This window comes from Pseudomonas sp. TH34 (assembly GCF_016650865.1).
GTDB classification, from domain to species: Bacteria; Pseudomonadota; Gammaproteobacteria; order Pseudomonadales; family Pseudomonadaceae; genus Aquipseudomonas; species Aquipseudomonas yamanorum.
The window spans coordinates 1-25438 of record NZ_JAEKFB010000031.1; the positions used below are offsets into that span (position 1 = coordinate 1).

22 protein-coding genes and 1 pseudogene are annotated in these 25438 nt (G+C 60.8%); 10 read left to right on the forward strand and 13 right to left on the reverse strand.

The features are described 5' to 3' along the window. Positions 1–541, forward strand: a 541-nt coding sequence (locus tag JFU58_RS22935; RefSeq protein WP_446739988.1) for a scabin-related ADP-ribosyltransferase, incomplete at its 5' end; no start/stop codon positions are given. Then, the gene (locus JFU58_RS22940; protein ID WP_201142446.1) at positions 538–951 is read left to right on the forward strand and encodes a hypothetical protein; all 414 of its coding nucleotides are present in this window, start codon (positions 538–540) and stop codon (positions 949–951) included. The genes JFU58_RS22935 and JFU58_RS22940, both read left to right, overlap by 4 nt. Before the next feature lie 166 nt (positions 952–1117). On the opposite strand, the gene feaR is transcribed toward JFU58_RS22940, so the two are convergent. The 3 genes from feaR to JFU58_RS22955 all read right to left on the reverse strand — a co-directional run bounded on the left by feaR (position 1118) and on the right by JFU58_RS22955 (position 4253). Then, complete coding sequence (gene feaR, locus JFU58_RS22945; protein ID WP_093198961.1) at positions 1118–2071, reverse strand: transcriptional regulator FeaR; 954 nt, start codon at positions 2069–2071, stop codon at positions 1118–1120. A gap of 117 nt (positions 2072–2188) precedes the next feature. After that, positions 2189–2773, reverse strand: a complete 585-nt coding sequence (locus JFU58_RS22950; protein ID WP_063031577.1) for a DUF3156 family protein — start codon at positions 2771–2773, stop codon at positions 2189–2191. Further along, positions 2754–4253, reverse strand: coding sequence for an APC family permease (locus JFU58_RS22955; RefSeq protein WP_003219898.1), 1500 nt, complete (start codon positions 4251–4253; stop codon positions 2754–2756). The genes JFU58_RS22950 and JFU58_RS22955 overlap by 20 nt, the downstream gene beginning before the upstream one ends. A 217-nt stretch (positions 4254–4470) precedes the next feature. On the opposite strand from JFU58_RS22955, the gene JFU58_RS22960 reads away from it, so the two are divergent. Beyond that, positions 4471–5799, forward strand: coding sequence for a hypothetical protein (locus JFU58_RS22960; protein ID WP_201142448.1), 1329 nt, complete (start codon positions 4471–4473; stop codon positions 5797–5799). A 171-nt stretch (positions 5800–5970) separates the two neighbouring features. On the opposite strand, the pseudogene JFU58_RS22965 reads toward JFU58_RS22960, so the two are convergent. Together JFU58_RS22965 and JFU58_RS22970 are read right to left on the reverse strand one after the other, a co-directional pair. Continuing rightward, positions 5971–6447 (reverse strand): annotated as a pseudogene (locus JFU58_RS22965) (flavin reductase family protein); the annotation flags it as partial. Positions 6448–6506: 59 nt separating this feature from the next. Further along, positions 6507–7676 (reverse strand): p-hydroxyphenylacetate 3-hydroxylase oxygenase component, encoded by a 1170-nt coding sequence (locus tag JFU58_RS22970; protein WP_177027119.1) that lies wholly within the window; start codon positions 7674–7676, stop codon positions 6507–6509. A 228-nt stretch (positions 7677–7904) separates the two neighbouring features. Here JFU58_RS22970 and JFU58_RS22975 point away from each other — a divergent pair, with 228 nt between their 5' ends. Further along, positions 7905–9392 (forward strand): aldehyde dehydrogenase family protein, encoded by a 1488-nt coding sequence (locus JFU58_RS22975; protein WP_201142450.1) that lies wholly within the window; start codon positions 7905–7907, stop codon positions 9390–9392. A gap of 653 nt (positions 9393–10045) precedes the next feature. Here the strand turns inward: JFU58_RS22975 and JFU58_RS22980 are convergent. The 6 genes from JFU58_RS22980 to JFU58_RS23005 all read right to left on the reverse strand — a co-directional run bounded on the left by JFU58_RS22980 (position 10046) and on the right by JFU58_RS23005 (position 15914). Continuing rightward, positions 10046–11656, reverse strand: coding sequence for a gamma-glutamyltransferase family protein (locus tag JFU58_RS22980; RefSeq protein WP_093198979.1), 1611 nt, complete (start codon positions 11654–11656; stop codon positions 10046–10048). Positions 11657–11681: 25 nt separating this feature from the next. Then, entirely contained in the window at positions 11682–12773 is a 1092-nt protein-coding gene (locus JFU58_RS22985) for a polyamine ABC transporter substrate-binding protein (protein WP_201142451.1), read from the reverse strand. 20 nt (positions 12774–12793) lie between these two features. Further along, the gene (locus JFU58_RS22990) at positions 12794–13573 is read right to left on the reverse strand and encodes an amino acid ABC transporter ATP-binding protein (RefSeq protein ID WP_017478927.1); all 780 of its coding nucleotides are present in this window, start codon (positions 13571–13573) and stop codon (positions 12794–12796) included. 2 nt (positions 13574–13575) lie between these two features. Then, entirely contained in the window at positions 13576–14352 is a 777-nt protein-coding gene (locus JFU58_RS22995; protein ID WP_017478926.1) for an amino acid ABC transporter permease, read from the reverse strand. 12 nt (positions 14353–14364) lie between these two features. Then, positions 14365–15171, reverse strand: a complete 807-nt coding sequence (locus JFU58_RS23000) for an ABC transporter substrate-binding protein (protein ID WP_177027411.1) — start codon at positions 15169–15171, stop codon at positions 14365–14367. A 74-nt stretch (positions 15172–15245) separates the two neighbouring features. Beyond that, positions 15246–15914, reverse strand: a complete 669-nt coding sequence (locus tag JFU58_RS23005) for a GntR family transcriptional regulator (protein WP_177027410.1) — start codon at positions 15912–15914, stop codon at positions 15246–15248. Positions 15915–16206: 292 nt separating this feature from the next. Here JFU58_RS23005 and JFU58_RS23010 point away from each other — a divergent pair, with 292 nt between their 5' ends. From JFU58_RS23010 to JFU58_RS23020, 3 genes are read left to right on the forward strand one after another with little or no spacing between them, the layout of a single operon-like run. After that, positions 16207–16743, forward strand: coding sequence for a DUF3833 domain-containing protein (locus JFU58_RS23010; RefSeq protein ID WP_201142453.1), 537 nt, complete (start codon positions 16207–16209; stop codon positions 16741–16743). Positions 16744–16760: 17 nt separating this feature from the next. Next, positions 16761–17066: a DUF6482 family protein gene (locus JFU58_RS23015; protein WP_201142455.1), complete on the forward strand. Its 306-nt coding sequence runs from the start codon at positions 16761–16763 to the stop codon at positions 17064–17066. Further along, the gene (locus JFU58_RS23020) at positions 17063–18604 is read left to right on the forward strand and encodes a cryptochrome/photolyase family protein (RefSeq protein ID WP_201142457.1); all 1542 of its coding nucleotides are present in this window, start codon (positions 17063–17065) and stop codon (positions 18602–18604) included. The genes JFU58_RS23015 and JFU58_RS23020 overlap by 4 nt, the downstream gene beginning before the upstream one ends. Here the strand turns inward: JFU58_RS23020 and JFU58_RS23025 are convergent. After that, positions 18596–19876 carry an MFS transporter gene (locus tag JFU58_RS23025; RefSeq protein ID WP_201142458.1) on the reverse strand — a complete coding sequence of 427 codons (1281 nt, stop codon included), beginning with the start codon at positions 19874–19876 and terminating at the stop codon, positions 18596–18598. The two genes, JFU58_RS23020 and JFU58_RS23025, sit on opposite strands and share 9 nt — an antisense overlap. Positions 19877–20009: 133 nt before the next feature. Between JFU58_RS23025 and JFU58_RS23030 the strand changes: the two genes are divergently transcribed. Then, positions 20010–20474 (forward strand): hypothetical protein, encoded by a 465-nt coding sequence (locus JFU58_RS23030; RefSeq protein ID WP_201142459.1) that lies wholly within the window; start codon positions 20010–20012, stop codon positions 20472–20474. 159 nt (positions 20475–20633) lie between these two features. On the opposite strand, the gene JFU58_RS23035 is transcribed toward JFU58_RS23030, so the two are convergent. Then, a complete protein-coding gene (locus JFU58_RS23035) occupies positions 20634–22739 on the reverse strand; it encodes a TonB-dependent receptor family protein (protein WP_201142460.1) in 2106 nt (701 codons plus the stop codon). Between the two features lie 412 nt (positions 22740–23151). Here JFU58_RS23035 and JFU58_RS23040 point away from each other — a divergent pair, with 412 nt between their 5' ends. After that, positions 23152–24339, forward strand: a complete 1188-nt coding sequence (locus tag JFU58_RS23040) for an acyl-CoA dehydrogenase family protein (RefSeq protein WP_063031607.1) — start codon at positions 23152–23154, stop codon at positions 24337–24339. Between the two features lie 8 nt (positions 24340–24347). Further along, a complete protein-coding gene (locus JFU58_RS23045; RefSeq protein WP_201142461.1) occupies positions 24348–25436 on the forward strand; it encodes a sigma-54 interaction domain-containing protein in 1089 nt (362 codons plus the stop codon). Positions 25437–25438: the final 2 nt, after the last annotated feature.

A 25438-nucleotide genomic window follows, 5' to 3' on the forward strand; every position in this document is an offset into this window, starting at 1 on the left:
GCCCAACCCGACGGGGTGGGTGGATCCGTTGGGGTTGAATACCTGTCCGGGAGGAGACGGCTGTAAGCCAACCATTGGCGCCGCTGAGCCTTCGGCAGAAGCGTCAGTCAACAAAGCAGAACCCAAACAACCGACACCAGATGAAAGCGAGGAGTATCTTTTTCGCGGAGATAAAACCAAGCCAGATGTAGTGTTCAAAGACGGCTTCAAAAGCAAGGGAGCTAGTGAAGACCTATACTTGCATGCCATTGATAGCGACGATCCTCCAAGTAATTTCATTAGTACATCACCTATAAAGGCGGTAGGGATAAATTTCGCCACCAGCTACAAAACAAAACCAGGTTATCTATACACTCTAAGAAGTATCGCTGGTCACGACCTAAATACAGAATTAGGGATGCAAGCCCCCTATCCAAAAGAAAAGGAATTTGCCATTCACCACAGAATACACACAGAGGACATTTTAGGCGTTACCCCTATGAAGAAAGACGGAAGCTACGTAGGCTATTCAATTCCAAATCCGAACAGGAAAATAGAATGAAGACTAAAAAAATATACATCCTGACTAACAATCAAAAAAAAGAAGCATTTGTAAAATACGATGATGAAAAGCTTATCTTGACTTTTTCCGAGGCCGAAAAATTCAAAAAAATCTACTCTGGAAAAGATATATATGTTTGCCTCGCAAAAGTCAGATCGGACTTTCCCCACCTAACCTTTCTATGCAAAGGCGCAAAATTAAACGTCATGCCTTCCAGAATGGCATCTCAAATGGGCGCTGGGCTTGTCGCTTATCAAATGACGATGAGCAAGCCCGCCCTTCCAGAGGATATAGTTCACATTTTTGATTACGAAGAGGAAAACCTGACAAATGACCCACAAGAGCAAATTACTTTTTTTAAAACCTGGCTTGCATCGTTAAACGCCGAAAGATACGAAGACTTCAACTAAGCGGTTAGTACAGTCTCACCTTTCGAATAACGGAAGAACAGCCAGTTGGAAAGTTCAGCCTATTCGGTAAACCCCAGCATGCTTAGCGCCTACCAAATCGCCATCGCAGGCAAGCCAGCTCCCACAGTTAAACTGTTTACGTCAAAGAAGCTTTTGCGGTCGCCACTCACCCCACCTGCTGCAACCGCCCAGCCCGAAAATCCTTCGGCGAAACTTCGAACTGTTTCTTGAATGACCGACTAAAGTGCGCCGAATCCGTAAACCCCCACTTATACGCAATCGACGTAATCGACTCACTGCGCAAAAACGGGTTGGTCAGATCATCCGCACTCCGCTTCAACCGCGCCCGCTGGATATACCGGCACACACTGTCATCCTGTTCCTCAAACAACCGATACAAATGCCTTACCGAGATGTTCAACCGACTCGCCAACCCCACCGGGCTCAACCCTGGCTGGGTTAACGACTCATCAATCACCTTCTGCACATAGCTGCGCAGATTGCTGCCCTGCAACCCGCCACAATCATCCCGCTCATCATCTTCCTGCTCAAACGCCGACCCCAGCAGCGAGACAAACGCCGATTGCAACGCCTGCCCCTCGCCGACCGCGCCTTCGCCGTTCAACGCGTCTTTGCACAGTTGGTCCATCAGCACATGCAACATGCGCCCGCAGGCTTTGCTTGAGGAGATTTTGCCGAAGGTCTTGGGCTGGTTGCCGAACTGTTTGCACACCTCTGCGCGGGACAAGGACAGGGACGCATGTTCGATCAGCCCGAACGGGGTGATGTCGATGGAGCCCACCGAGTCCATCAAAAGTAATTCGCCGGGGGCGAGTTGCACGCTCTGGCCGTTTTGGGTGATCTGGCAGTAGCCGCTGCGCTGGCTGACGAGGAAACAGTTCTGGTCGTCATCGTGGTCGGCGCGGGCTTTGGGGCGTTTGATCAGGCCGGCGTTGGTGCGCAAGTTGGCCAGGGGCAAACCGCCGCGGGAAAAGGTGGTGATATTACCGATGAACAACGAGCGGTTGAAGGCCAGTTCTGTGTCGAAGTGACCGCAAACCGCGCGCAGATCCCGGGTCCAGCGGTCCAGCCCGTCTTGCCCAATCTGTTGCATGCTCATGGTAGTTTCCACCTTGGCTTTTTGTTTTTGTCGGGCAATAGTTAACATGTTATCTATATGCGCGCAACAAGTACGTGTCTGCCAAGGTGGTTGCACTATTGATGCCAGATCCTGCGGTCAGTGGGCCTGTAATGCGCGCTGAAAACCGCTCAAGGCGTCCAGCAGCCAGGCACGTTGATCGCTGCTCAAGGCGATATAGCGCCGGAACGCCGGCATGCGATTGACCACCTCGCTGCCGCCCATATGCTCAAGCCGCACGCACCACTGATGATCCACCAGGTCGATGCGCAGGCGCTTGAAGTCCAGCGGCATCAAGGCGCGATACAACGCACTGCCCTCCTGCAACTCGGCTTGCAGAACGCCTAACACTTCCTTGTCTCCCGAGCGCTGCCGACAGCGGATTCCAGTGCGTCGAACGGCCCCGGTGTGGTGCAGTTCGAAGCTTGCCGTGCCCCGCTGCGAGGCAGGCAGGCGCAGTACGAATTCGGTCATGACCAGGTGCATCAACAGTTGCGATTCGGTGCGCTCGACGATCTCCAGTTGCAACCCGAGCTCGTCCAGGGCCACCCGGGCCGTCGTCGGTCCGCACACCTCATAACCGGCGAGGCCAAGGTTGCGCCGCAGGTGTTCCAGCGTAACGCCGGGACGATAACCGGCAGGCGCGCGCCGGGCGCTGAACAGCTCAGACAGTTTTTGCAGCATGGCTGATATACCCGTTGTGCGGCTGACCTGGCTCATGGGCGAACTCCTTGGCTAACACCTCCTCCACCGAGGCGGGCTTGAATGGATTGACCTTCTGCACCACCAGGGTCCAGAACAGCGCGTACGCCGCCGTGCAACCGAGCATCACGCCGAAGGGAATGTAGATGTCAGCAGGGTTCATCCCCGGCGGCGTGATAAACCACATGCCCAGCAGGATGCCGATGCTCGACAGAATCTGCGGCAGCGGAAAGAACGGCGAACGGTAGGCGCGAGGCAGATCCGGCCGGCGAATCCGCAGGATTACCACCGACAACGTCACCAGCAGATAAGCAAAACTCCAGGCACACACGGCGGCCAATACCAGGTGCATGATGTTGTCGGTGTTGCCCCCCAGGTACAGCGCGTGCAGGCACGGAATCAGCATCGCCACCAGGATGCACAGCAGCGGTGTCTTGAAGCGCGGGTGCAGGTAGGTGAAGACCTTGGGCAACGCGCCGTCGACCGCCATGCCGTACAGGATCCGTGGCACACCGGCCATCAGGGTGTTGATGGTCGCAGCCCCGGCAAACAGGAAGCCGATGCCCAGCCACATCGGGCCGATGCTGCCCATCACCTGCTCGGCGAATTTCGGGATCGCCATCGGCGTATCCAGCAGGTGCACCCCGCCCGCCGCGTCGATCAATACGTTCTCCACCTGGCGCTTCATGGCGGCGCCGTAGATGAACATGCAGGTGGCCACCCCCAGCAACCCCAGCACCATGGCCTTGGGCATCACCTTGGCCGAGTTGCGCAGGTCCGGTGCCAGCGGCGTGACGAACTCGCATCCGACGAACATGAACATCGCCATGCCCACCAGCGACAGGATGGTGATCAGGTCGGTGCCCACCAGGGATTCACCGAACCAGCCATCCAGCTGCACCGCCGGGGCTGCGATCAGGCCCAGTACGCCGAATACCATCAGGGTGGTCCACATACCGAAGGTCAAGATGATCTCGGCCCGGCCGAACGCGCTCACACCAAACGCATTCAGCACCCCGAACACAATCACGAAGCCCACCCCGAGCAACCATGAACCGCCGGCGGATTCCGCCAGGGTGTTGAGGTGCTCGAAGTTCACCAGCGCCATCACCCCGGACAGGATCGTCTCGGCGGTGCCGGCAAACACATGCACGATCAGGTACGCCGACAAGGTGCCGGTGATCGCAAAGAACCGGCCCATGCCGCAGTTGATGTAGTCGTAGACCGAACCGGTGGTGGGCAGGATCGAGGCGGCTTCGGCGAAGGTGGTCGCCTGGGCCAGCATCATCACCACCGCGATCAACATCGCCACCGCGAAGGCACTGCCGCCGATGCCAAACCCCATGGTTGCGGTGAGGATCACCGGGCTGGCCATGATCAGGCCAATGGTGCTCGCCAGCGCCGTGGGAAAGCCCACCGTGCCGCGTTTCAAGTGTTCGGTGAGCCGGTCGTTGATCGACATGGTGCAGATCCTCAAGAAGCGGATTTTTAGAAGTATTGGCACTCTGCGCCCCGCCCTGGCTGATCGTCTTGCTCCTGGCTGCCGCCGGTTTTGTTGCTGCCTGCCACTGTCCCGCCGCTGGCGACCAGGGTCAATTACCTGGCACGCAGGGGAAAGACTTGGCGCGGTGGCGCTCGCCCTAATGCTCCCTCAATTCACCTTGTTGGGGACTATAACAATGCAGCACACACAACAAACCCGTCACCTGTACAGGGCCATCAGCCTGGGCATCGCGCTGATGGTCATCGACTCATCGGCCCAGGCGTTTGAGCTGTATGCCGATGACGACACCAAGGTCACCGGCAATTTCCTCGCGGTGTACGGCATGTTCAACAGCCGCAAAAACTATGACGGCACTACCGGCGGTTCCACCTGGCGTGAAGGTTTCATCAAGTATGGCTTGAGCGTTGACCAGCGCTTCGGTGCCCTGGGCAGCCTGTATGGCACGGCCAACCTGGTCAGCTCCGGCACCTGGGGCGAGGGTGATGCGTCGGGCGTGACCACCGGCAGCGAGCGCACCACCAAGTTCGACGAAGCCTTCGCTGGCTGGCGCTCGGGGGAACTGTTTCCGGCGCTGGGCAAGGATGGGGTGGACCTGTCGTTCGGCCGCCAGATCATCATGCTCGGCGACGGTTTCATCATCAACGACGACGGCCCGAACCTGGGCAAGGGCGTGGATGACGGCAAGTTCAACCGGGGCGGCGCGTACTACATCGCCGCGCGCCACGCCTTCGATCAAACCGCCGTGTTACGCCTGGGGGGCAAGGACGGCGTGCATGGCAGCGTGATGTGGATCAAGTCCGACAACCGCGCCCAGGCCAACACCGAAATGGCCGCCGGCACCCTGGACTACACCGCCGCGCCGGGCACCGTGGGGTTGACCTATATCCATGGGATCAGCGTCGATAATCGTTATGCCAATGACCTGCAAAAACAGCGCGCCGGGATGAACCTCTACAGCCTGCGGGGCGCCGGCAATGCCGGGATCGAGAACGCGCATTTTTCCTTTGAATACGCCTGGCAGGACAAGGACGCTGGCCCGGAAAAAGCCTGGTACACCGAGGCCGGTTATACCTTCGCCGCGCTGCCGTGGTCGCCGGACCTGACCTACCGCTACAGCCGCTATTCGAAAAACTGGGATGCCATGTTCTCGGGCTTCAACCGTGGCTATGGCACTTGGGTGCAGGGCGAAGTGGCTGGCAATTACTCAGGGCCGTTCAATACCAACACCGAGGTGCAGCACGTGGCGCTGAAGGTCAAGCCGCTGGACAGCGTGACCGTCGGCGCGCTGTTCTTCGACTACAAGACGTTGAGCAAGGGCGGCATGCTCAACCTCGATGGGCGCGAACTGGACCTGTACGCAGAGTGGGCGGTGAACGAACACCTGATCGTCACGCCGCTGCTGGGCCTGTACAAGCCGAACAAGGATGAGAGCAACGGCGGCAACCAGGTGGGTGGCAACGGCACCAATGTCTATAGCCAAGTCACAGTGGCGGTGCCGTTCTAGCGCAGATGCAATGAGCTAATGAAGATCAAATGTGGGAGCTGGCTTGCCTGCGATGCAGGCACCTCGGTACATCAGAGACACCGCGGTGATGCTATCGCAGGCAAGCCAGCTCCCACATTCAAGCGGCGTCAATCCTCGAGAGAGGTGTTCACCCTACGGTTGCCGCTCCTCGATCCGCGCATACGCCCCCTGGTGATAAAGCAACGGCGCACGACCAAAATCATCAAACGCCACCACCTTACCGATCATGATCCAGTGATCACCACCGTCCACCTGCTGATACTTCTCGCAGTGAAATCGCGCCGAGCAATCAGCGAAGACCGGCGAGCCACCCTCGCCCGGCTCGAATTCGATTTCGGCAAAACGATCGTCCCTGGGCCGGGCAAAATTGTTCGACAGGTCAATCTGATCCGCCGCCAGCACGTTGACCGCAAAATGGCTGGCCTGCTCGAACACCTCGTGGCTGTTGGAGCGCTTGTCGATGCTCCACAACACCAGCGGCGGGTCCAGGGACACCGAGTTGAAGCTGTTGGCGGTGACACCCACTTTGCGCCCGCTGGCATCAGCGGCGGTGACCACCGTGACACCGGTGGCAAAGTTGCCCAGGGCCCGGCGAAAGGCCCGTGGGTCGAAACTGTTATCAGACATGCAAGACTCCCGGACTGCATCAACGCGCAGTCCTGATTATTGTGATGGCCGGGTCGGCTTCAAATCATGCTCGGATCAGGCTCAAGCCCCATCAGCTCACGCCCCAGAATCTGCGCGCACACGTCGTAATCGGTGTACGCATGGGCGCCAGTCATATGGGAATCGCGGAACAGGCGCTGCATTTCGTTGTGCTCAAACCACGCATTGCCACCCGCTGCCTCGAACAAACGGTCCACCGCCTGGATGCACATCTTGGTGGCATACGCCTGGTTGGTACGCCAGAACGCCAGGGTCTCGCGGCTCGGGTAACGGTGCTGTTCGCTGTGTTCGGCGTGTTCCTGCCAGGTCTTTTCCAGGAACGCCCGGGCAGCGGCCACCTGATGCGTCGACTCCGCCAGGCGCATCAACGCCGGGGTCGCAGCCCCCACCGCCGCGCCGGTGTAGGCACGTACGCGGGTCTTGGTTTTTTCGCGGAACACCTCAAGCATGCGCTCGGCCACCCCCAGGCTGACGGTGGAGAAACCGCTGGCGAAATACGGACGGTACGGCGAGTAGAAAATCTTGCTGTCAGGGTACAAACCGAAACCGGCGGACTTGCCTTCCATCATGTCCTTGGCTTTCTGGATGCGATGTTCGGGCACCCGCGCGTTGTCGATGATCAGGGTCTTGGTGCCGCTGCCCTTCATGCCGGCGGCGAACCAGTCATCACGAATCTGATAATCGCTGCGCGGCAGCACCGCGAAGCAGTAATCCTGAGTGCCTTCGGCGTTTTTACGACGAAAACCGACAATCGCCCACTCGGCGTGATCGCAACCGCTGCTCCAGCCCATTTCACCGCTGAACAGCACACCCCCTTCAACCTCTTCAGTGCGGCCAAACGGCGCGATGCTGCTACTGGCCGTGGCGTTCGGGTTGTCGCCCCAGACTTCCTGCTGCAGCTTCGCGGAAAACAGCGCCAGTTGATGGCTGTGGGTGCACAACAGGCTCATGGCCCAGGCGGTGCTGGCACAGGCGCCGGCCAGCAAGGCGATGCAGTCGGCAAACTGCGGCAGCGAGATTTCCATGCCGCCAAAGGGTTTGGGTTGAAAGGCACGGTGCATGCCGATGCTCTTGAGCAGCGCAATGTTCTCATCGGGAACCTTGCGGTCCTGCTCGGCCTGGAAGGCATTGGCAGCGATGGTCGGCAGAATCGCCTTGAGGTCTTCGAGGAGCGGGTTTGGCTTTTTCATGGACGGCCCTGCTTATTATTGGATGTCCGGCTGGCGTTCCAAAGCAACGAACGACGCTGGATGTGGGGCCAGTATGGAGCCGGCGATCACCCCGAAAAATGTACCTTCCACAGCCAAGATTGCACTTTCCACAGGCCTGGCAGCCACAGACATATCGCCCGGCAGGCACAGACAAGCCTGGCCCGGCGGCGCTGGTTAACCTCGGGCTTTTGCGAGCAGGAAATTCCCATGAGCGATATTGCGCTGCTGCCTGAAGTCCAGGCCTTCCTCCGTCGAAACCATGCCTTGTTTATCGACGGCGGCTACGTCCAGAGCCACTCCAGCCAGACCCTGGAGGTGATCAACCCGGCCACCGGCGAAGTGATCGCCCACGTGGCCGATGCCGACCTTGCCGATATCGACGCGGCCGTGAAGTCGTCCCGGCGCGGCTTCCGACAATGGTCCCAGGTCGCGCCAGCCATGCGCGGCAATGTGCTGCTGAAACTCGCTGACCTGCTGGAGCAACACCGCGAAGAACTGGCGCAGATCGAAACCTGCCAGTCGGGCAAGATCATCCAGATTTCCCGGGCGTTCGAGGTGGACCAGGCCGCGCACTTCCTGCGCTACTACGCCGGCTGGGCCACCAAGATCAGCGGCCAGACCATCACCCCGTCACTGCCCTCCTTCGCCGGTGAGCTCTACACCGCCTTCACCCTGCGGGAACCGGTGGGCGTGGTGGTGGGCATCGTGCCGTGGAATTTCTCGACCATGATCGCCATCTGGAAACTCGCCTCGGCGCTGGTGACCGGTTGCAGCATCATCATCAAGCCCAGCGAGTTCACCCCGCTGACCATCCTGCGCATCGCCGAGCTGGCCATCGACGCCGGCCTGCCGGCGGGCATGCTGAACGTGTTGACCGGCGGCGGCCTTGTGGGCAAAGGGCTGGTGGAGCATCCGGACACCGACAAGGTTTCGTTCACCGGCTCGGTGCCCACCGGCATCGCGGTGGGCCGCAGCGCCATGGGCGCCGGGTTGACCCGGGCGACCCTGGAACTGGGCGGTAAAAACTCGGCCGGGTTTCTGCGGGATGTGGACCTCGACAAGGCGGTCAACGGGATCATCGAAGCCGGGTTCCTGCACTCCGGGCAAATCTGCGCGGCCGCTGAACGCTTCTTCGTCCACCGATCGCAGATCGAGCCGATCATGGACAAGCTTGCGCAGCGCCTGGGCCAGTTGAACATCGGTTCGCCGCTGGACGAACGCACCGAGTTCGGCCCGGTGACCAACCGTCAGCACCAACAGAAACTCGAAGGGTTTTTCGCCACGGCGCGGGCCGAGAACAATACGATTGTCCATGGCGGCAAGCGGATCGACGGGCCCGGTTGCTACGTGGAGCCGACGGTGATTCTCGCCAACACGATCAACGACACCCTGCTCAACGAAGAAACCTTCGGTCCGATCGCGACGTTTTTCCCCTACGACACTGAGGAAGAACTGCTGGAGTTGATGAACAACACGCCTTACGGCCTGAGCGCCAGCCTCTGGACCAACGATTTGAGCAAGGCCCTGCGCATGGTGCCGGCGATCAACGCGGGGACGGTGTGGGTGAACATGCACACGATGCTCGACCCGGCGGTGCCGTTTGGCGGCAACAAGTCTTCGGGGGTGGGGCGGGAGTTTGGCGGGGCTTTTATCGAGGACTACACCGAGCTCAAGTCGGTGATGATTCGCTACTGACCGGCATGCGGAGTGCCGGCCGGCTTGAGTGTTAAAAGCAAAATCAAAAGCTGAAGCGGCCACGGTCCAAATGTGGGAGCGGGCTTGCTCGCGAAGGTCGTTAACGATGACGCTGGCATCCTGATTCAACGCGGCGCCCTCAGGTTTTTCGCGAGCAAGCCCGCTCCCACAGAAAAGCAGATTGATCGTTCCCACGCTCTGCGTGGGAATGCATACCGTGACGCTCCGCGTCACCCTTGCGCGAGGCGTCAATCCAGCGGTGCCAGCGGGACGCGGAGCGTCCGAGGCGGCATTCCCACGCAGAGCGTGGGAACGATCACCTATCCGTTATTTGGGTGATGGCTGAGATTGGTTCCGCTCTTACAGCGGCTCACTTTTGAACAGCGCAACGGTCCAAATGTGGGAGCGGGCTTGCTCACGAAGGTCGTTAACGATAACGCGGGCATCCTGATTCAACGCGGCGCTCTCAGGTTTTTCGCGAGCAAGCCCGCTCCCACAGAAAAGCAGATTGATCGTTCCCACACTCTGCGTGGGAATGCATACCGTGACGCTCCGCGTCACCCTTGCGCGGGGCGTCAATCCGGCGGTGCCAGCGGGACGCGGAGCGTCCGAGGCGGCATTCCCACGCAGAGCGTGGGAACGATCACCGTCGCCTACCACACCGCAATATGCGAATCCGCCCGGGGCTCGGTCCCACCACACAGCACTCCACTGACTGGATCCCGCAGGATAATCTGCCCACGCCCGAAGTCCGTCAGGTCACTGGCAATCTGCACCTGATGCCCACGCCGAGCCAGGGCATTGGCCAAATCCCGCGACGCCCCCTGCTCGATGCCCACCTTCATCTCCCCCAACCACTGCCAACGCGGTGCATCAAGGGCCGCCTGGGGATTAAGACCGAAATCCACCAGATTCATCACCATCTGCACATGCCCCTGAGGCTGCATATACCCGCCCATCACACCAAACGGTCCGAGAGCCTGGCCATCCCGGGTAAGGAACCCAGGAATGATGGTGTGGAACGTCTTTTTCCCAGGCATCAGGCAATTGGCATGCCCCGGATCAAGGCTGAACTCCTGCCCTCGGTTCTGCAGCGCAATACCACTGTCGGGCAACACCACACCGGAGCCAAACCCGTGATAGTTGCTCTGGATAAACGAAACCATATTGCCTTCCGCATCGGCGGTGGCCAGGTACACCGTGCCACTGGCGTGAGGATCACCAGGCTTGGGTGGCTGGGCCTGCTCCCCTATCTGCTCGCGCCGCCGGGAACTGTACCCATCACTGAGCAAATCCGCCACCGCCACCCGCATATGCAGCGGGTCAGTGATGTAGTGCAAGCCATCGCTGTACGCCAGCTTCATCGCCTCCAGCTGACGATGCCAGGTCTGCTGGCTGTCACGGTGATCAAAGCTGAACCCTTCCAGAATCTTCAGCGCCATCAGCGCCACCAGCCCCTGCCCGCTCGGCGGGATTTCCCACACGTCGACCCCGCGATAATTGATGTGGATCGGCTCCACCCACTGCGCCCGGTAGCCGTTGAGATCGGTGGCCCGCAAGTAGCCACCGGTAGCCCGGGAATGGGCGTCCAGGCGCTCGGCCAGGGCGCCGCGATAGAGGCTTTCACAGCGGGTCGCGGCCAGTTCTTCAAGGGTTCGCGCCTGGGCTGGGTTACGAAAAACCTCCCCGGCCTGTGGCGTCCGGCCGTCGATCAGGAACGTTTCGAACCACGCCTCCAGCACCGGGTCGCGATGGGGGCTGAACTCGTCCAGGGCGACCTGCCATTGATGGGCAACCACCGGCGACAACGGAAACCCGTCCCGTGCCAAGCTGATGGCCGGTTGCAGCAGTTCGGCAAACGGCAGCTTGCCAAAACGCTGCGACAACTCGGCCCATGCCGACGGGCAGCCCGGCACCGTCACCGGGGTCCAGCCATACAGCGGCATCTGTTCATGGCCGGCGGCCTTCACCGTCTCAATCGACACCGCCGCCGGCGCATGCCCGTTGCCGTTAAGGCCATGCAGCTGGCCCTTGCACCAGACCAACGCAAAAGCGTCGCCCCCCAGGCCGCAGCCGGTGGGTTCGACCACCGTCAGCGCCGCCGCCGTGGCGATGGCGGCATCAATGGCGTTGCCGCCTTTTTGCATGATCTCGATACCAGCCTGGGCAGCCAAAGGCTGGGAAGCCGCGACCATGCCGCGCCGGGCGAACACGCTCTGGCGCTGGGACGGATAAGGGTATTCATGAGCAGAGAATTTCAACATGGCAAAGGCTCTTCAAAACAAGGATTCATTGGCCGGATTTGACCCGGTTCCACTCCCGGGTCATCAGGCGCTGGATGGCTTCCGGCAGGTCGGCGGAAACGAAGGTGTGGCTGATCACTTCGTCACCGGGATAGATACCGGGGTTGCCGCTGACTTTGGGGTCCATCAGCGCCGTCGCGTCTTGGTTGGGGTTGGCGTAGCCCACGTAGTCGCTGATGGGCGCGATCACCTCGGGGCGCAGCAGGTAGTTGATCAGGGCGTGGGCGTTGGCCACGTTGCCGGCGTCTTTGGGGATCGCCAGCATGTCGAACCACAGGTTCACGCCTTCCTTGGGGATCAGGTAGCGGATGTCGAGGTGCTTGCCCGCTTCCTTGGCGCGGTTCCGGGCCTGCATCACGTCACCGGAATAGCCGATGGCCACGCAGATATCACCGTTGGCCAGGTCGGCGGTGTATTTCGACGAGTTGAAGTAGGTCACCGAAGGCCGCAGTTCCATCAGGCGTTTCGAGGCTTGCTTGTAGTCGTCGGGCTCGACGCTGTTGGGGTCCAGCCCGAGGTAGAGCATCACCTGGGGAATGATCTTCACCGGCGCATCGAGAAACGCCACGCCGCAGCTTTTGAGCTTGGCCAGGTTGCCGGGTTCGAACACCATCGACCAGGAATCCAGTACCGCGTCCTTGCCCAGCACCGCACGAACTTTTTCCTCGTTGTAGCCGATGCCCACGGTGCCCCACATGTATGGCACCGCGTAACGGTTGCCCGGGTCGGCGGCTTCCAGGCGTTGCATCAGGCGCGGGTCGAGGTGCTTCCAGTTATCCAGCAGGGAACGTTGCAGCGGCTGGTAGGCACCGGCCCGGATCTGCTTGGACAGGAACTGGCTGGACGGCACCACCACGTCATACCCCGAATGCCCGGAAAGCAGCTTGGCTTCGAGCATCTCGTTGGTGTCGAAGATGTCGTACTGGACCTTGATGGCGCTGTCTTTCTCGAAATTCTTCAAGGTGTCGGGCCCGATGTAATCGGACCAGTTATAGACCTTCACCACCGGGTCGGCGGCCTGGGTCATGGGGACAATCGCGGCGCAGCACAGGGCCGCGAACACACTCGATAAGCGCATTGAGACTTTCCTTGGAAGGGTCATAGCACACGGCTGAGAAAGGCCCGGGTACGGGGATGGCTGGGACGGCTGAAAATCTGTTCCGGCGGCCCTTGTTCGATGAGTTCGCCCTGGTCGAGCACCACCACGCGGTCGGCCACTTCACGGGCAAAGCCCATTTCATGGGTCACCACCACCATGGTCATGCCCTCCTCGGCCAACTCTTTCATCACCTGCAAAACTTCGCCCACGGTTTCCGGGTCGAGGGCGCTGGTGGGCTCGTCGAACAACATGGCCTGGGGTTTCATCGCCAGCGCCCGGGCGATCGCCACCCGTTGCTGCTGCCCGCCCGAGAGCATCGACGGGTAGTGGCCGGCCTTGTCCGCCAGGCCCACCCGCTCCAGCAGGCCACGGGCTTGTTCCAATGCCGCCGCACGAGACACACCAAGCACCTGGATCGGCGCCTCGATGATGTTTTCCAATGCGGTCATATGGGGGAACAGGTTGAAGCGCTGGAACACCATGCCGATGTCCCGGCGCTGGCGAGCGATGTTGCGCTCCGAGTCCCGCACCAGGCTGCCGTCGGCACGTTCGCGATACCCCATCGCCCGACCGTTGACGCGGATGCGTCCGCCCTGGATGTCCTCCAGCAGGTTGATGCAGCGGATAAAGGTGGTCTTGCCCGAGCCCGAGGCACCGATCAGCACCACCACTTCGCCACGGCGCACTTGCAGGGAAATCCCCTTGAGGATCTGCAACTCGCCGAAGGACTTGTGCACATCCAGGGCCTCGATGATCAACTCTTCACTTTTGTGCGCCATGGTTAGCGTCCCCTCAGCAATTTCAGGGTGCTGCGACCGAACATCCGGCTGGAGGCCGGCGGCGGTGACGAAGGCCGGTCCGACTGGCCGAAACGCGCCTCCAGCCAGCGCTGGAAAAAGCCCCAGAGCGTGGTCAACAACAGGAAGTAGATGGCGACCACCAGGTACAACTCAAACACCCGGAACGTCGCCGAGGTAACCATCTGGGTGCTGAGCAACAGCTCCTGCACGCCGATCACACTCACCAGCGTGGTGTTCTTGAGCATCACGTTGAACTCGTTGCCCAGCGGCGGGACGATCACCCGGAACGCCTGGGGCAGCACGATGCGCCGCATCAGTTTGGCGAAGCCCATGCCCAGTGAGCGCCCGGCTTCGTATTGGCCCTTGTCCACCGCGCCAATGCCGGCCCGGATGATCTCCGCCATATAGGCGCCTTCATTCAGGCCCAGGGCGATGATCGCCGCCTGGATATTCCCGGGGACCACCAGCCCGAACAGGTCGATATCCTCGAAACGAAAAATCCCCCCCGCCGCCAGCGCCGTGTACAGGAACACGATCTGCACCAGCAACGGTGTGCCACGCATCAACCACACATAAAAACGCACTGGCAGGTGCAGCAGCGGGTTCTTCGACAACCGCAACAACGCCGCCGCCAACCCCAGCACACAGCCCAGCAGCATCGCCGACACCGCGATCAGGCACGTCAGCCAGAGCCCGGTCAGGTACACCCCGCTGGGCTGCAGCAGGTACTGCCAGAACACATCCCAATTGAAATTCATCGCAGGTTTGCCTCAGTCGAGTGTGTCGCTGCTGACATGCCACTTGTTCAACAACTGGACGTAGCTGCCGTCGCTGCGCATGTCGCTGACCACTTGCTGCACGGCGGCGCTGAGCTGCGGATCGTCCTTGCGAATGCCCAGGCCGGTGAGGATCCGGCTGAACGCCGGTACGCCTTCCTGGAACAGTTCCGGGGCCATCGCCGCGTAGTAACCGGCGGTTTCCACGGTGGTGCCATAGGCGTCCACCTGGTTGATGCGCAGGGCCTGGAAGGCGTCGGTGTCGGTGTTGTACACCACCAGTTTCATCGGTGGCTTGCCGGCCTTGGCCAGGCTGTCGTTCTGGGCGTCGAGCAGGGTCTTGATGGTGGAGCCGTTGAGCACCGCGACCTTGTGCCCGGACAGGTCATCCAGCGCCTGGATGCCCTTGGGGTTGCCCTTGGGCACCACCACCGACTGGCTGGAATACATGTAGTTGACGATGTCGATCACTTGCCGCCGCTCGGGCTTGTCGAACAGCTGGTCGACGATCATGTCGCACTGCTGGGCCAGCAGCGCCGGCACCAGCCCGGAGAACGGAATCACCCGCCATTGCACCTGCTTGCCTCCCAGGCGCTTGGCGATTTCCAGGCCCAGGTCGACGGTCAGTCCCCGGGGTTTCTGCGCTTCATCGAAGGACACCAGGGGCGGTGAATCCATCCCCGAGCAATACACCAGTTTGTCGACCTTCTGCAGGCGCTCCGGCACCTGGGGCGCAGCGATCGCCCACTGTGTGCAAAGGCCCAGGGATACGGCGACCAGCAAGGCGCGGCGTTTATGCATGACCAGACACTCCAGTTCGTTGAACAACGGGGGCAGGACTCAAAGTCAAAACACGGGCGGGTTTGTACCCGCTTCTATTTTTCCGTTTGCAGGAACTGAATCAGCGCCGGCACGGTGCCTTCGATGTGCTCGCGCACCACGGCTTCGGCGCGGTCGGCGTCACCGGCACGAATCGCTTCGAGGATCACCGCATGCTCCTGGCGGGCGCTGAGGGGTTTGTCGCCGTGCTGCAGCCACAGGCGCATGGGCGCCTCCACCAGCGAGTACAGCGCCGAGATCTGCTTCATCAGGCGCGGGCGGCCGCTGAGGCTGCACAGGTATTCGTGAAAGGCGCGGTGGCGGCTGACCCACTCGGCACTGTCGTCGCGGTAGTCGTCCATCTCGTCCAGCTGCCGCTCCAGCGCGGCCAACTGGCGCTCGCCAATCCGCCCCACCGCCACGCGCACCGCCAGGCCTTCAAGGGCGCTGCGCATCTCGAAGACTTCGTGCAATTCGTCGATATCCAGGCCACTGACAATCGCCCCACGGTTAGGCCGCAGGGTCACCAGGCCTTGGGCGTCGAGGCGGCGGAAGGCTTCGCGCACCGGCATGCGGCTCATGCCGATCTCGCTGGCGATGTCCTCGGCGATCAACCGGTCACCCTTGCGGTAGCGGCCACTGCAAATCGCGTCCAGCAGGAAGGTGTAGGCCTCCTCCTCGGCGGTCAGCGGCTGGCGTTCTACATAAGCGGGAGCGAATTGCATCGGCAGCACCTTTTGAATTTTTGTATCCAATTATCCACGAGTACAAAAAAGCAGTTTGCGTGCCAGGTTGGCGGGTAGTGCTTCAAGTGATTGATTCAGATGGAGTTGGTGAGTGGCATTGCCCCGTGCACGTCGCAATACCGCAGGAAAGTGCTACCAAAAGGTTCAAGGAACGGCCCATAACTGGGCAGGCCGGTAGCCGGTAACATCCTGGTACCTTTCTAAATTCCTGTACAATTTTATTATTTTGTACAAGTATCAGCGGTATCACGCCCTCTCTGGAAGAACCGCAATGACCCGTCTATTGGTTTCGCTGGCCCTGGTGCTGGGCCTGAGCAGTTGTGGCAGCGTGGATGTAAAACACTATGCCGACCAGCAACCCCAACTGGACCTGGTGAGCTTCTTCAGCAAGCCCGTCAAGGCCTGGGGCATATTCGAGAAACGCTCGGGTGAAGTGGCCAAGCGTTTCGAGGTGAATATCGCCAGCCGCCGCGAGGGTGAAAACCTGATTCTCGACGAACGCTTTCTCTACAGCGATGGCACTCGCCAGCGGCGCGCCTGGACCCTGACCCCCGATGGCCCGAATCACTGGCGCGGCCGCGCCGACGACGTGGTCGGTGAGGCCAAGGGCGAAGTGGCCGGCAACGCGTTGCGCTGGCGTTACGTGCTGAGCCTGCCGGTTGACGGCTCCGTCTACGAAGTGAGCCTCGACGACTGGATGTACCTGATGGACGAAGACACGCTGATCAATCGCTCCAGCATGTCCAAGCTGGGGGTCGAAGTGGGCCAGGTGACGCTGTTCTTCCGTCGCCAGTCTTCGCAACCCTGACCGGCAAGGAGTGAATCATGAACCTGCAAACCCTGACCCAACTGGCCACCCAAGGCGACGTGCGTGAAATGGAACTGCTCTCCCTGGAGGGTGGTTTCTATCTGGCGCGCGTCCGCCTGGACCACGGCCAGTTCACGTTGCTGGACGCTGCAGCAAAGCCCCTGCACTTTCGCTCCGTCAATCACCTGCGTGACGTGTTGCAGTCAGTCCGGGCGTTTCCCTGCACCCTGGTGCATCAGTGCGTCCATGATGAAATGTGCGGCCGGCGTGAAGGGCCCATTGAGGCACTGCGAACGCCGTTCTCCCTGGAAGCGCCCTGGTGACCAAGGCCGTTAGAAACCTGTGCCTGGTGCTGGGCGATCAGTTGTCCTTTGACCTGGCCTCCTTGGAGGGGCTGGACAGCCAGCACGATGCCGTCTTGATGGTGGAGGTGATGGAGGAAGCCAGCCATGTGCCCCACCATCCGCAAAAAATTGCCCTGGTCTTCAGCGCCATGCGCCACTTTGCCCAGGCGTTGCAGCAGCGTGGTATCCGGGTGCAGTACGTCGCCCTGGACGACCCGCAAAACACCGGCTCGGTACCCGGCGAGCTAGGGCGCTGGCAATCGCTGATGCAGCCACAGGAACTGCACCTGACCGAATGCGGCGACTGGCGCCTGGAACAATCCCTGAAAGACTGCGGCTTGCCGATCCAGTGGCATGCCGACAGCCGCTTTTTGTTCAGCCGTGACGAATTCGCCGCTTGGGCCAGCGGCAAAAAACAGCTGCGCATGGAGTTCTTCTACCGGGAGATGCGCCGCAAGAGCGGCCTATTGCTCAACGGTGACGGCACCCCGGTCGGCGGCGCCTGGAACTTTGATGCGGACAACCGCAAGGCGCTGCCCAAGGGAACCAAAGCGCCCTACCCGGCGCGCTTTGCCTCGGACTCCATCACCCAGGAAGTGCTGGTGCTGGTACGTAAACACTTCAGCAGCCACTACGGCGACCTGGACACCTTCGATTACCCGGTAACCCACACCGATGCCCAGGCACTCTGGGACTACTTTCTGGATTACGGCCTGGCCGGGTTCGGCGACTACCAGGACGCCATGGCCAGCGACGAGCCCTTCCTGTTTCATGCCCGTATCAGTGCGGCGCTGAACATCGGCCTGCTGGACCTGCGCCAACTGTGCAGCGACGTGGAGGCAGCCTATTGGTCGGGCGGCATCGGGCTGAATGCCGCCGAAGGGTTTATCCGCCAACTGATTGGCTGGCGTGAATACGTACGCGGCGTGTACTGGCTGAAGATGCCTGACTATGCCGCCGGCAATGCATTCGGCAACAGCCGCCCGCTGCCGGAGTTCTACTGGACGGGCGAGACGCAAATGAACTGCATGCGCCAGGCGATCGGCCAGAGCCTGAAACATGCCTATGCCCATCACATCCAGCGGCTGATGGTCACCGGCAATTTCGCCCTGCTGGCCGGCATCGTGCCCAGCCAGATATGCGAGTGGTACCTGGCGATCTACATGGACGCTTTCGACTGGGTCGAGCTGCCCAACACCCTGGGCATGGTCATGCATGCGGATGGCGGCTACCTGGGTTCAAAACCTTATTGCGCGAGCGGACAATATATAAAGCGCATGTCGGACTACTGCCGCGACTGTGCGTACAAAGTCACTGAAAGTACCGCTGACAATGCCTGCCCGTTCAATGCGCTTTACTGGCACTTCCTGATGCGCCACGGCGACCTGCTGCGGGGTAATCAGCGCATGGCCATGCTCTACAAGAATCTCGACCGGATGCCTGAATCAAAGCAGGACGCGCTGTGGAACCGGGGCCAGCGGCTACTGGCGAAGCTGGATGCGGGCGAGTCACTTTGAGCGGGCGACTTGGTGTTTGCCGGCACGCTGACCGAGCAGCATCAATCCACCTCCCGTCAGCAGCAGGCTCGCCGCGATAACGATGTAGCCGCCATACACATCCACGCCTTGCACGAGGCTGAGCGTCTGGGAACACACCAGGGTGCCGGTCAGCGAGGCAATGGCCAGCACCGGCGTCACGGTCGCGGAGACTCGGCCCATATAGCCTGCCGGCACGGCCTCTTGCAGCATAGGCCCCTGCACCATGGCAAACACCGAAAAGCACAGCCCGCAGCAGAACATCAGCCCCCAGGCCAGGTAAAACGGCGGATGCAACGCATAGCCCAGGTAGCTCAGCCCCAGGCACAACAGCGCCACGGTGAACGCGCGTCGAATGCTCAAGGCCTTCAACAGCGGCCGAACGAGAAAGGCCGCCATCAGCCCGCCGACGGGGAATGCGGCGAGTACCAGGCCATATTCACGCGGGCTCAGGCCCAACGTTTTGAAGGCATACAACGACAGGACGACGTTGTTGATACCGAGGGAAAAGCCATATAACGCCACGCCGGTCAGCAGGGTTCGAATCGATGGGTGCCCCCAGGAAAACCGCAGGCCGGCCAAGAGTCCACGCCAGAATGAGGCGCGCTCTGCGGGCAATGCAGCCCCTAAATCTCGAGTGGCCAGGATACATAGCGCTGAACAGCTGAACGCCAGCACATTGATCAGCAACGCCCAGATCGGCCCCACCCACACAAACAGCGCCGGGCCCACGGAAGCGGAAAGTACCGAAATGCCCGTGAGGGAAAACATCGTCTTGGCCGACGCTTCCACCCGCCGCTCAGCGGGAATGATCACTTGCATGACCGCCTGCCGGGACGGGTTGAAGAACTGCGCGGCGCTGCTGTTCATCACCAGCAACAACAGCACGCCGGCGAACACTTGCATCTGATCGAGGCTGGACAGCGAATAGATCAGGATAAAGATCAGGAAGTTGATCACCCGGATAGCATCAGCCGTGATCATCACGTAGAGCGCAGGCAGGCGGTCGACCCAGGCACCCGCCAATGGCGCCACCAGCACCCGCGGGATCGCCGAGGCCGCCACCGCCAGGCCTACGGCGCTGGGTAGAAAGGCGCTGTCGCGGAACAGATCGGTCACCAGCCAGACGATGATCGTGCTCTCCAGCACGAACTCGCCGAAGGACGAGAGCGCCTGGCCCAGCCATAAAAGTGAAAAATTGCGGCTGATGAAAAAACCGGCAAACCGGCTTTGCCCTTGATTCGTCCTGAACACCCTCCCTTCCCTGTGCGAAACGCTGTGAAATTTTCCGGCCGCTGCGAATTGTTGTGAAGCCGGCGATAAATGGCCAATTGCCCATGCTAACGTCGGCTTCGATGTCATCCAATCCATTGAGGGAGCAGCGCCGATGTCTACTACCGTAACACCCGCCGGTGGCGGACCGACCACTCAAAAAGCCTCGACGTCGGTATTCGACGACAAGTTGAATATTTCCAAGTCGAGCAAGGTGATCGCCGATTACATGCGCCAGTCGGGCAAATCGGCGATTACCAAGCAAGAGCTTTCGCAACTGGCCAGCAATGCCTCGGGCAAGGTGCCCGCCGATGTGAGCGCTGCTGCCCAGTACATGGAACGCCATCCCGACGTGTTCACCGCCATTGAAACCCATGACGTGGTGGGTGCCGATAACCTGTCCGGGGTGTGGAACTTCGACTGGGCGGCCAACGGTGGCCTGAACGGCACAGCGACTGATGCGATCGCCAAGATGCAGGACACCTTTGACTTTGCAATCGCCAAGTCGGCGCTGATCACCGAGATCAGCACTGGTAAAAAGGCCGAGCTGGATTCGACCAAGCAGCGGCCGCAGAACTAAGTCTCCAGCCGCTACAAAAATCCAGTGTGGGAGCTGGCTTGCCTGCGATGCGGGCACCTCGGTGCTTCAGGTACACCGAGGTGATGCCATCGCAGCCTCGCTAAAGCTCGACAGCTCCCACACTGCATTTGCTTTGCCTGTCAGGTCGTTGTGCTGCCATCAAAAGTGAAACGCCACCCCCGTGGTCACGTTGAACGCATCCCCTACATAGAAGTTGGCCGAGTCCTGGCCCTTGGCGTCGTACGCGGTGTTGGTGGCCGTGGCGTAGCGTTTGTTGGTCAGGTTGCGCGCGTCGACGAACACCTCCCACTTCTTGCTCGGCGCCTCGTAGCCCACCTTGGCCCCCCACAAGGTATAGGACGGCGCACTCAGGGAGTTGGCAAAATCCACGTAATAGCTGGACGCCGCCCGGGCATTGAGCTGCGCGTAGAAACCGCTGCCCTGGCGATATTCCAGCTCCGCCTGGTAGACCTGGCGCGGCAAGCCCGGCAACTGGTTGTCGCCGAACACCCCATCATTGCGGTAGTGGAAGTCGTTGAAGGTGTAGGCCTGGCGCAAGGTCACGGTGTCGCCATTGCCGCCGTCCCACAGTTGCGCATTCAAGCCGGCTTCGATGCCCTGGTGAATGGTTGCGCTGCCGTTGGAGGTAGCCACCAACTGGTCCTGGGTAGCGGTTGCCTGGCGCACCACCACCGACAACAGTTCTTTCTGCACCCACGACCGGTAGACCGTCAGGCTGCCGTCGAAGATGCCATGGCCGCCACGAATACCGAACTCCACGGTGTTGGCTTTTTGCGGCCGCACATCACGGATGTAGGGCGTGCCGGTGCTGCCCAGCTGCCAGGTAACGGGTGGATCCACCGAGCGGCTGACGTTGCCGAACACTTCGAATTCCGGGGTCAGCTGGTAGCGCAGGCCGATGCGCGGGGCGACGTCGGTCTCGTCGTACTCAACGCCACTGGGGAACGCGCTGGTATTGGTGCCGGTGCTGTATTCGATCTGCGCCTTGCGCTTGATATCAATCAGCGACAGCCCGGTGGACAGCCACGTACGGTCATTCAGTTGCAGTTCGTTGCCAAGGGAAAACACCGTGTCCCGGGAGCCGGTGTAGTTGGTTTTCTGCTGGGTGATACCGGTGGCCTTGCTGTGGGACTTCACATCGGCGAGGTACGCCAGGGTGTTGCTGAAGGTCACGCTGCTGTCGCTGCGCAGGCCGAAGAAGGTGTCGGCGGTGCGCAGGTAGCGCAAGGTCAGGTTGACGTCCTGGGAGCGCCATTCCTGGGGTGTTGGCGAGTAACGCCAGCCGTTGTCCAGCGGGTAGTCGTTGTAGCCCAGGCCGACTTCGAGCTTGGCATTGTCGTCGAAGGTGTAGGTGGTGGTGCTGCCCAGCAGGGTCGAGCCGTCCTTCTTGCGCCCGATGGGCACGAGGTTGCTCGTAGGGTCGTGCTTGAGCTGGTATTTGGTCAGGGTGTTGCCCTGGCTCAGAGTCTCTTCCTTGTAGCGAATGTAAAAGCGCGTCTCCAGTTGCGGGCTGAACACGTGGCCGAAGTTGGCGACGATCCCCTGTCCCTTGTTCGGCGTGTTGTCCTGATAACCATCCCGTTCGTTGTGCTGGATGCTGACGTAGTAATCGTTGTCGCCGTAAACGCCACCGGTACTCAGCTGCTGCTTGCGGTAGCCGAAGCTGCCGGCTTCGAAGCGCGCGTAGTTGCCCGGATCGGTGCGGCCGGTCTTGCTCACGAAGTTGATCGCGCCGCCCAGGGATAACGCCGAATAACGGAAAGCGTTGGCGCCGTAGAGCACCTCGGTGTGGTCCACGGAGGCCATGTCCAGCATGTCTTCCTGGGTGCCGCCCGGGCCGGTCAATGGCAGGCCGTCATAGAGGAATTTGATCCCCAGCACATAGCCTTGGTAGAAGGTGTTGAGGCCCGAACCACGGATCGAAATCTTGTTGGCACCCGAACCGCTGGTGGCCTGAGCGAAGACTCCCGGCTGCAACGCCAGCACGTCCTCGGCATTCGCCGCCCGGCCCTGCTCGATCTTGCGGTTGTCGATCACCGCGGTTTTGCCGGGTACCTTGGCCAGCTGCTTCTCGGCCTTTTGCGCTTCGGTGGCTTCGGCGCCGGTGACCACCACCGTGGCCAGGGTCGGATCGGCCTGGGCGGCAAAGGCCGCGCCGTGTATCAACATCAACAGCACGCCGAGGCTGGACGCGGTGGCCAGTGACTCAAAACGACGAGCGCGTGGTTCAAACAGTTGCCGCATGGATTAAATACTCCTGGGGTCTCTAATTAGTTGGAGCATCTATTTGTATAGTCGCGCTCTGAATCCAACTTTGCAGGGTTCGTGCCACGTCAAAACATCAATAAACGCGGGCCCACCGGCCGGTTTAATCGTCACAGGCGCAACACTTTGCTGGGGAAATGTTCGTTTCACAACAATGCTTAAAATGCACATTTAATTATATGTTTAATCGATAAAAGCATAACCAAACCCCCGTCCTAAAGGCCTCGGGCGCAACTGTTTGAATCCCAACAGCTGACCAACAAAAGTTGCGTATCCGGCACTCTTCGCGCCTGCACACCCATCAGAAAACGCAAGTTACCGGCCCACATTTACTTGGTATGAGTCTTGCTCTACCCAACGCTCAGGGAAATTAATTAAATGGGGTATTCACGTGACGGCCAACTTACTCTGCACCCGCAGGACGCCGCTGGAGATTGCCCGTGACCTGGCGAGCGAATTTGCCCGCACTGCCGTCGACCGCGATGCCAGCGGCGGAACGCCCAAAGCCGAACGCGACAAGCTGCGCAGCAGCAGCCTGTTGTCCCTGAGCATCCCCGGGCAATTCGGCGGGCTGGATGCCAACTGGTCGGAAACCTTCGAGGTGGTGCGCGAATTCGCCCGGGTCGACAGCTCCATCGCCCACGTATTCGGCTTTCATCACCTGATGCTTGCCACCGTCCGGTTGTTCGCCACGCCCGCACAATGGCAAACCTGGTTCAGCCTGACGGCCAGCAACAACTGGTTCTGGGGTAACACCCTGAACCCGCTGGACACCCGCACGGTGGTCAAGCGCCACACGGGTTGGCGGGAATTCTCGGGACAGAAGAACTTCTGCTCCGGGGCCAACGACTCGGAGATGCTGATCGCCTCGGCCATCGATGAAAGTGCCGGCGGCAAGTTGCTGATCGCAGCGATTCCCAGCGCCCGCAGCGGGATCATCCTGCACAACGACTGGAACAACATGGGCCAGCGCCAGACCGACAGCGGCAGCGTGACCTTCAAGCGCGTACGCGTGGAAGAGTCCGACCTGCTGCTGGACCCGGGGCCGTTGAGCACGCCGTTCGCCTGCCTGCGGCCGCTGATCGCGCAACTGCACTTCGCGAATATCTTCCTCGGCATCGCCGAGGGCGCATTCGAAGAAGCGCGCCAATACACCCTGGAAGAAGCCCGCCCATGGTTCCGCTCCAGCGCCAGCCACAGCACCCAGGACCCTTACATCCTCAGCCACTACGGCGATTTCTGGGTGGCGCTGCAAAGCACCCGCCTGTTGGTGGAGCGCGCCGGTGAGGTACTGGACGCGGCATGGGCCAAGGGCTCGGCCCTGACCAGCGAGGAACGCGGCACAGCTGCGATTGCCATCGCCACCGCCAAAGTCGCCGCCAGCCGCAATGGCCTGGAGTTGTGTAGCAAGGTCTTCGAGGTCACCGGTGCGCGGGCGACCAACGCCTCGGTAGCCCTCGACAGGCACTGGCGCAACTTGCGCACCCAGAGCCTGCATGACCCGCTGGACTACAAGCTTCATGAACTGGGCGAATGGGCACTGAACGGTACCCCGCCCATCCCGACGTTCTATTCGTAGAGATTGCCATGCAACTGCTGACCCTACCGCCCTCGCCCGCCCTTGCCACTTCCATCCGCGCCACCGCCCAGGTGTTTGAAGACCCCAGGTCCAAGGCCTTGCTCAAGCATGTGCAACAAGTCGCGCCGAGCGAAGCCAGCGTGCTGATCATCGGCGAAACCGGCACCGGCAAAGAGCTGGTGGCTCGGCATATCCACAACCTCAGTGGCCGCAAGGAGCAGCCGTTCGTGGCGGTGAATTGCGGAGCGTTCTCCGAATCATTGGTGGAGGCCGAGCTGTTCGGCCACGAGAAAGGCGCGTTCACCGGCGCCCTCAGCGCCAAGGCTGGCTGGTTTGAAGAAGCCAACGGCGGCACGCTGTTCCTCGATGAAATCGGTGACCTGCCGATGTCGATCCAGGTCAAGCTGCTGCGGGTATTACAGGAACGTGAAGTGGTGCGCCTGGGTTCGCGCAAAAGCATCCCGATCAATGTACGGGTGCTGGCGGCGACCAACGTGCAGCTGGAAAAATCCATCAACGCCGGGCATTTTCGCGAGGACCTGTTCTACCGCCTGAACGTGGTCAACCTGGAACTCAGCCCGCTGCGGGACCGCCCCGGCGATATCCTGCCGCTGGTGCAGTATTTCATCGACACCTACACCCGCCGCCTGGGGTATGGCGAGGTGATCCTGAGCAAGGACGCCGAGCAACGGCTGGCCACCTACAGTTGGCCGGGGAATATTCGCGAGCTGGAAAACGTCATCCACCACACCCTGCTGATCTGCCGTGACGGCGTGATCCAGGCCGAGGACCTGCGCATGTCCAACCTGCGTATCGAACGCCAGGAAGACAGCACCACGGCCCATGACCTGCTTGACCTGGCCTTCCAGCGCCTGTTCGAAGAACAGATCGACAACCTCCACGAACAGGTGGAGCGCAGCCTGCTGACCGCCGCCTACCGGCTGTGCCATCACAACCAGGTGCACACCGCCGAGTTGCTGGGGCTGAGCCGCAACGTGACCCGCACCTTGTTGATCAACCTGGGTGAGCTGAAGGTCAACAAGCGCCGCCCGCTGGCTGGCGCCAAAGACGAGCGGGTGCTGCACCTGTCGATCTGACC

Excerpts from the sequence above, each read along its gene's own strand:
- JFU58_RS22940 (WP_201142446.1), top strand. The coding sequence starts at position 538 with ATGAAGACTAAAAAAATATACATCCTGACTAACAATCAAAAAAAAGAA.
- feaR (WP_093198961.1), bottom strand. The coding sequence starts at position 2,071 with ATGAGCATGCAACAGATTGGGCAAGACGGGCTGGACCGCTGGACCCGG.
- JFU58_RS22950 (WP_063031577.1), bottom strand. The coding sequence starts at position 2,773 with ATGCTGCAAAAACTGTCTGAGCTGTTCAGCGCCCGGCGCGCGCCTGCC.
- JFU58_RS22955 (WP_003219898.1), bottom strand. The coding sequence starts at position 4,253 with ATGTCGATCAACGACCGGCTCACCGAACACTTGAAACGCGGCACGGTG.
- JFU58_RS22960 (WP_201142448.1), top strand. The coding sequence starts at position 4,471 with ATGCAGCACACACAACAAACCCGTCACCTGTACAGGGCCATCAGCCTG.
- JFU58_RS22970 (WP_177027119.1), bottom strand. The coding sequence starts at position 7,676 with ATGAAAAAGCCAAACCCGCTCCTCGAAGACCTCAAGGCGATTCTGCCG.
- JFU58_RS22975 (WP_201142450.1), top strand. The coding sequence starts at position 7,905 with ATGAGCGATATTGCGCTGCTGCCTGAAGTCCAGGCCTTCCTCCGTCGA.
- JFU58_RS22980 (WP_093198979.1), bottom strand. The coding sequence starts at position 11,656 with ATGTTGAAATTCTCTGCTCATGAATACCCTTATCCGTCCCAGCGCCAG.
- JFU58_RS22985 (WP_201142451.1), bottom strand. The coding sequence starts at position 12,773 with ATGCGCTTATCGAGTGTGTTCGCGGCCCTGTGCTGCGCCGCGATTGTC.
- JFU58_RS22990 (WP_017478927.1), bottom strand. The coding sequence starts at position 13,573 with ATGGCGCACAAAAGTGAAGAGTTGATCATCGAGGCCCTGGATGTGCAC.
- JFU58_RS22995 (WP_017478926.1), bottom strand. The coding sequence starts at position 14,352 with ATGAATTTCAATTGGGATGTGTTCTGGCAGTACCTGCTGCAGCCCAGC.
- JFU58_RS23000 (WP_177027411.1), bottom strand. The coding sequence starts at position 15,171 with ATGCATAAACGCCGCGCCTTGCTGGTCGCCGTATCCCTGGGCCTTTGC.
- JFU58_RS23005 (WP_177027410.1), bottom strand. The coding sequence starts at position 15,914 with ATGCAATTCGCTCCCGCTTATGTAGAACGCCAGCCGCTGACCGCCGAG.
- JFU58_RS23010 (WP_201142453.1), top strand. The coding sequence starts at position 16,207 with ATGACCCGTCTATTGGTTTCGCTGGCCCTGGTGCTGGGCCTGAGCAGT.
- JFU58_RS23015 (WP_201142455.1), top strand. The coding sequence starts at position 16,761 with ATGAACCTGCAAACCCTGACCCAACTGGCCACCCAAGGCGACGTGCGT.
- JFU58_RS23030 (WP_201142459.1), top strand. The coding sequence starts at position 20,010 with ATGTCTACTACCGTAACACCCGCCGGTGGCGGACCGACCACTCAAAAA.
- JFU58_RS23035 (WP_201142460.1), bottom strand. The coding sequence starts at position 22,739 with ATGCGGCAACTGTTTGAACCACGCGCTCGTCGTTTTGAGTCACTGGCC.
- JFU58_RS23045 (WP_201142461.1), top strand. The coding sequence starts at position 24,348 with ATGCAACTGCTGACCCTACCGCCCTCGCCCGCCCTTGCCACTTCCATC.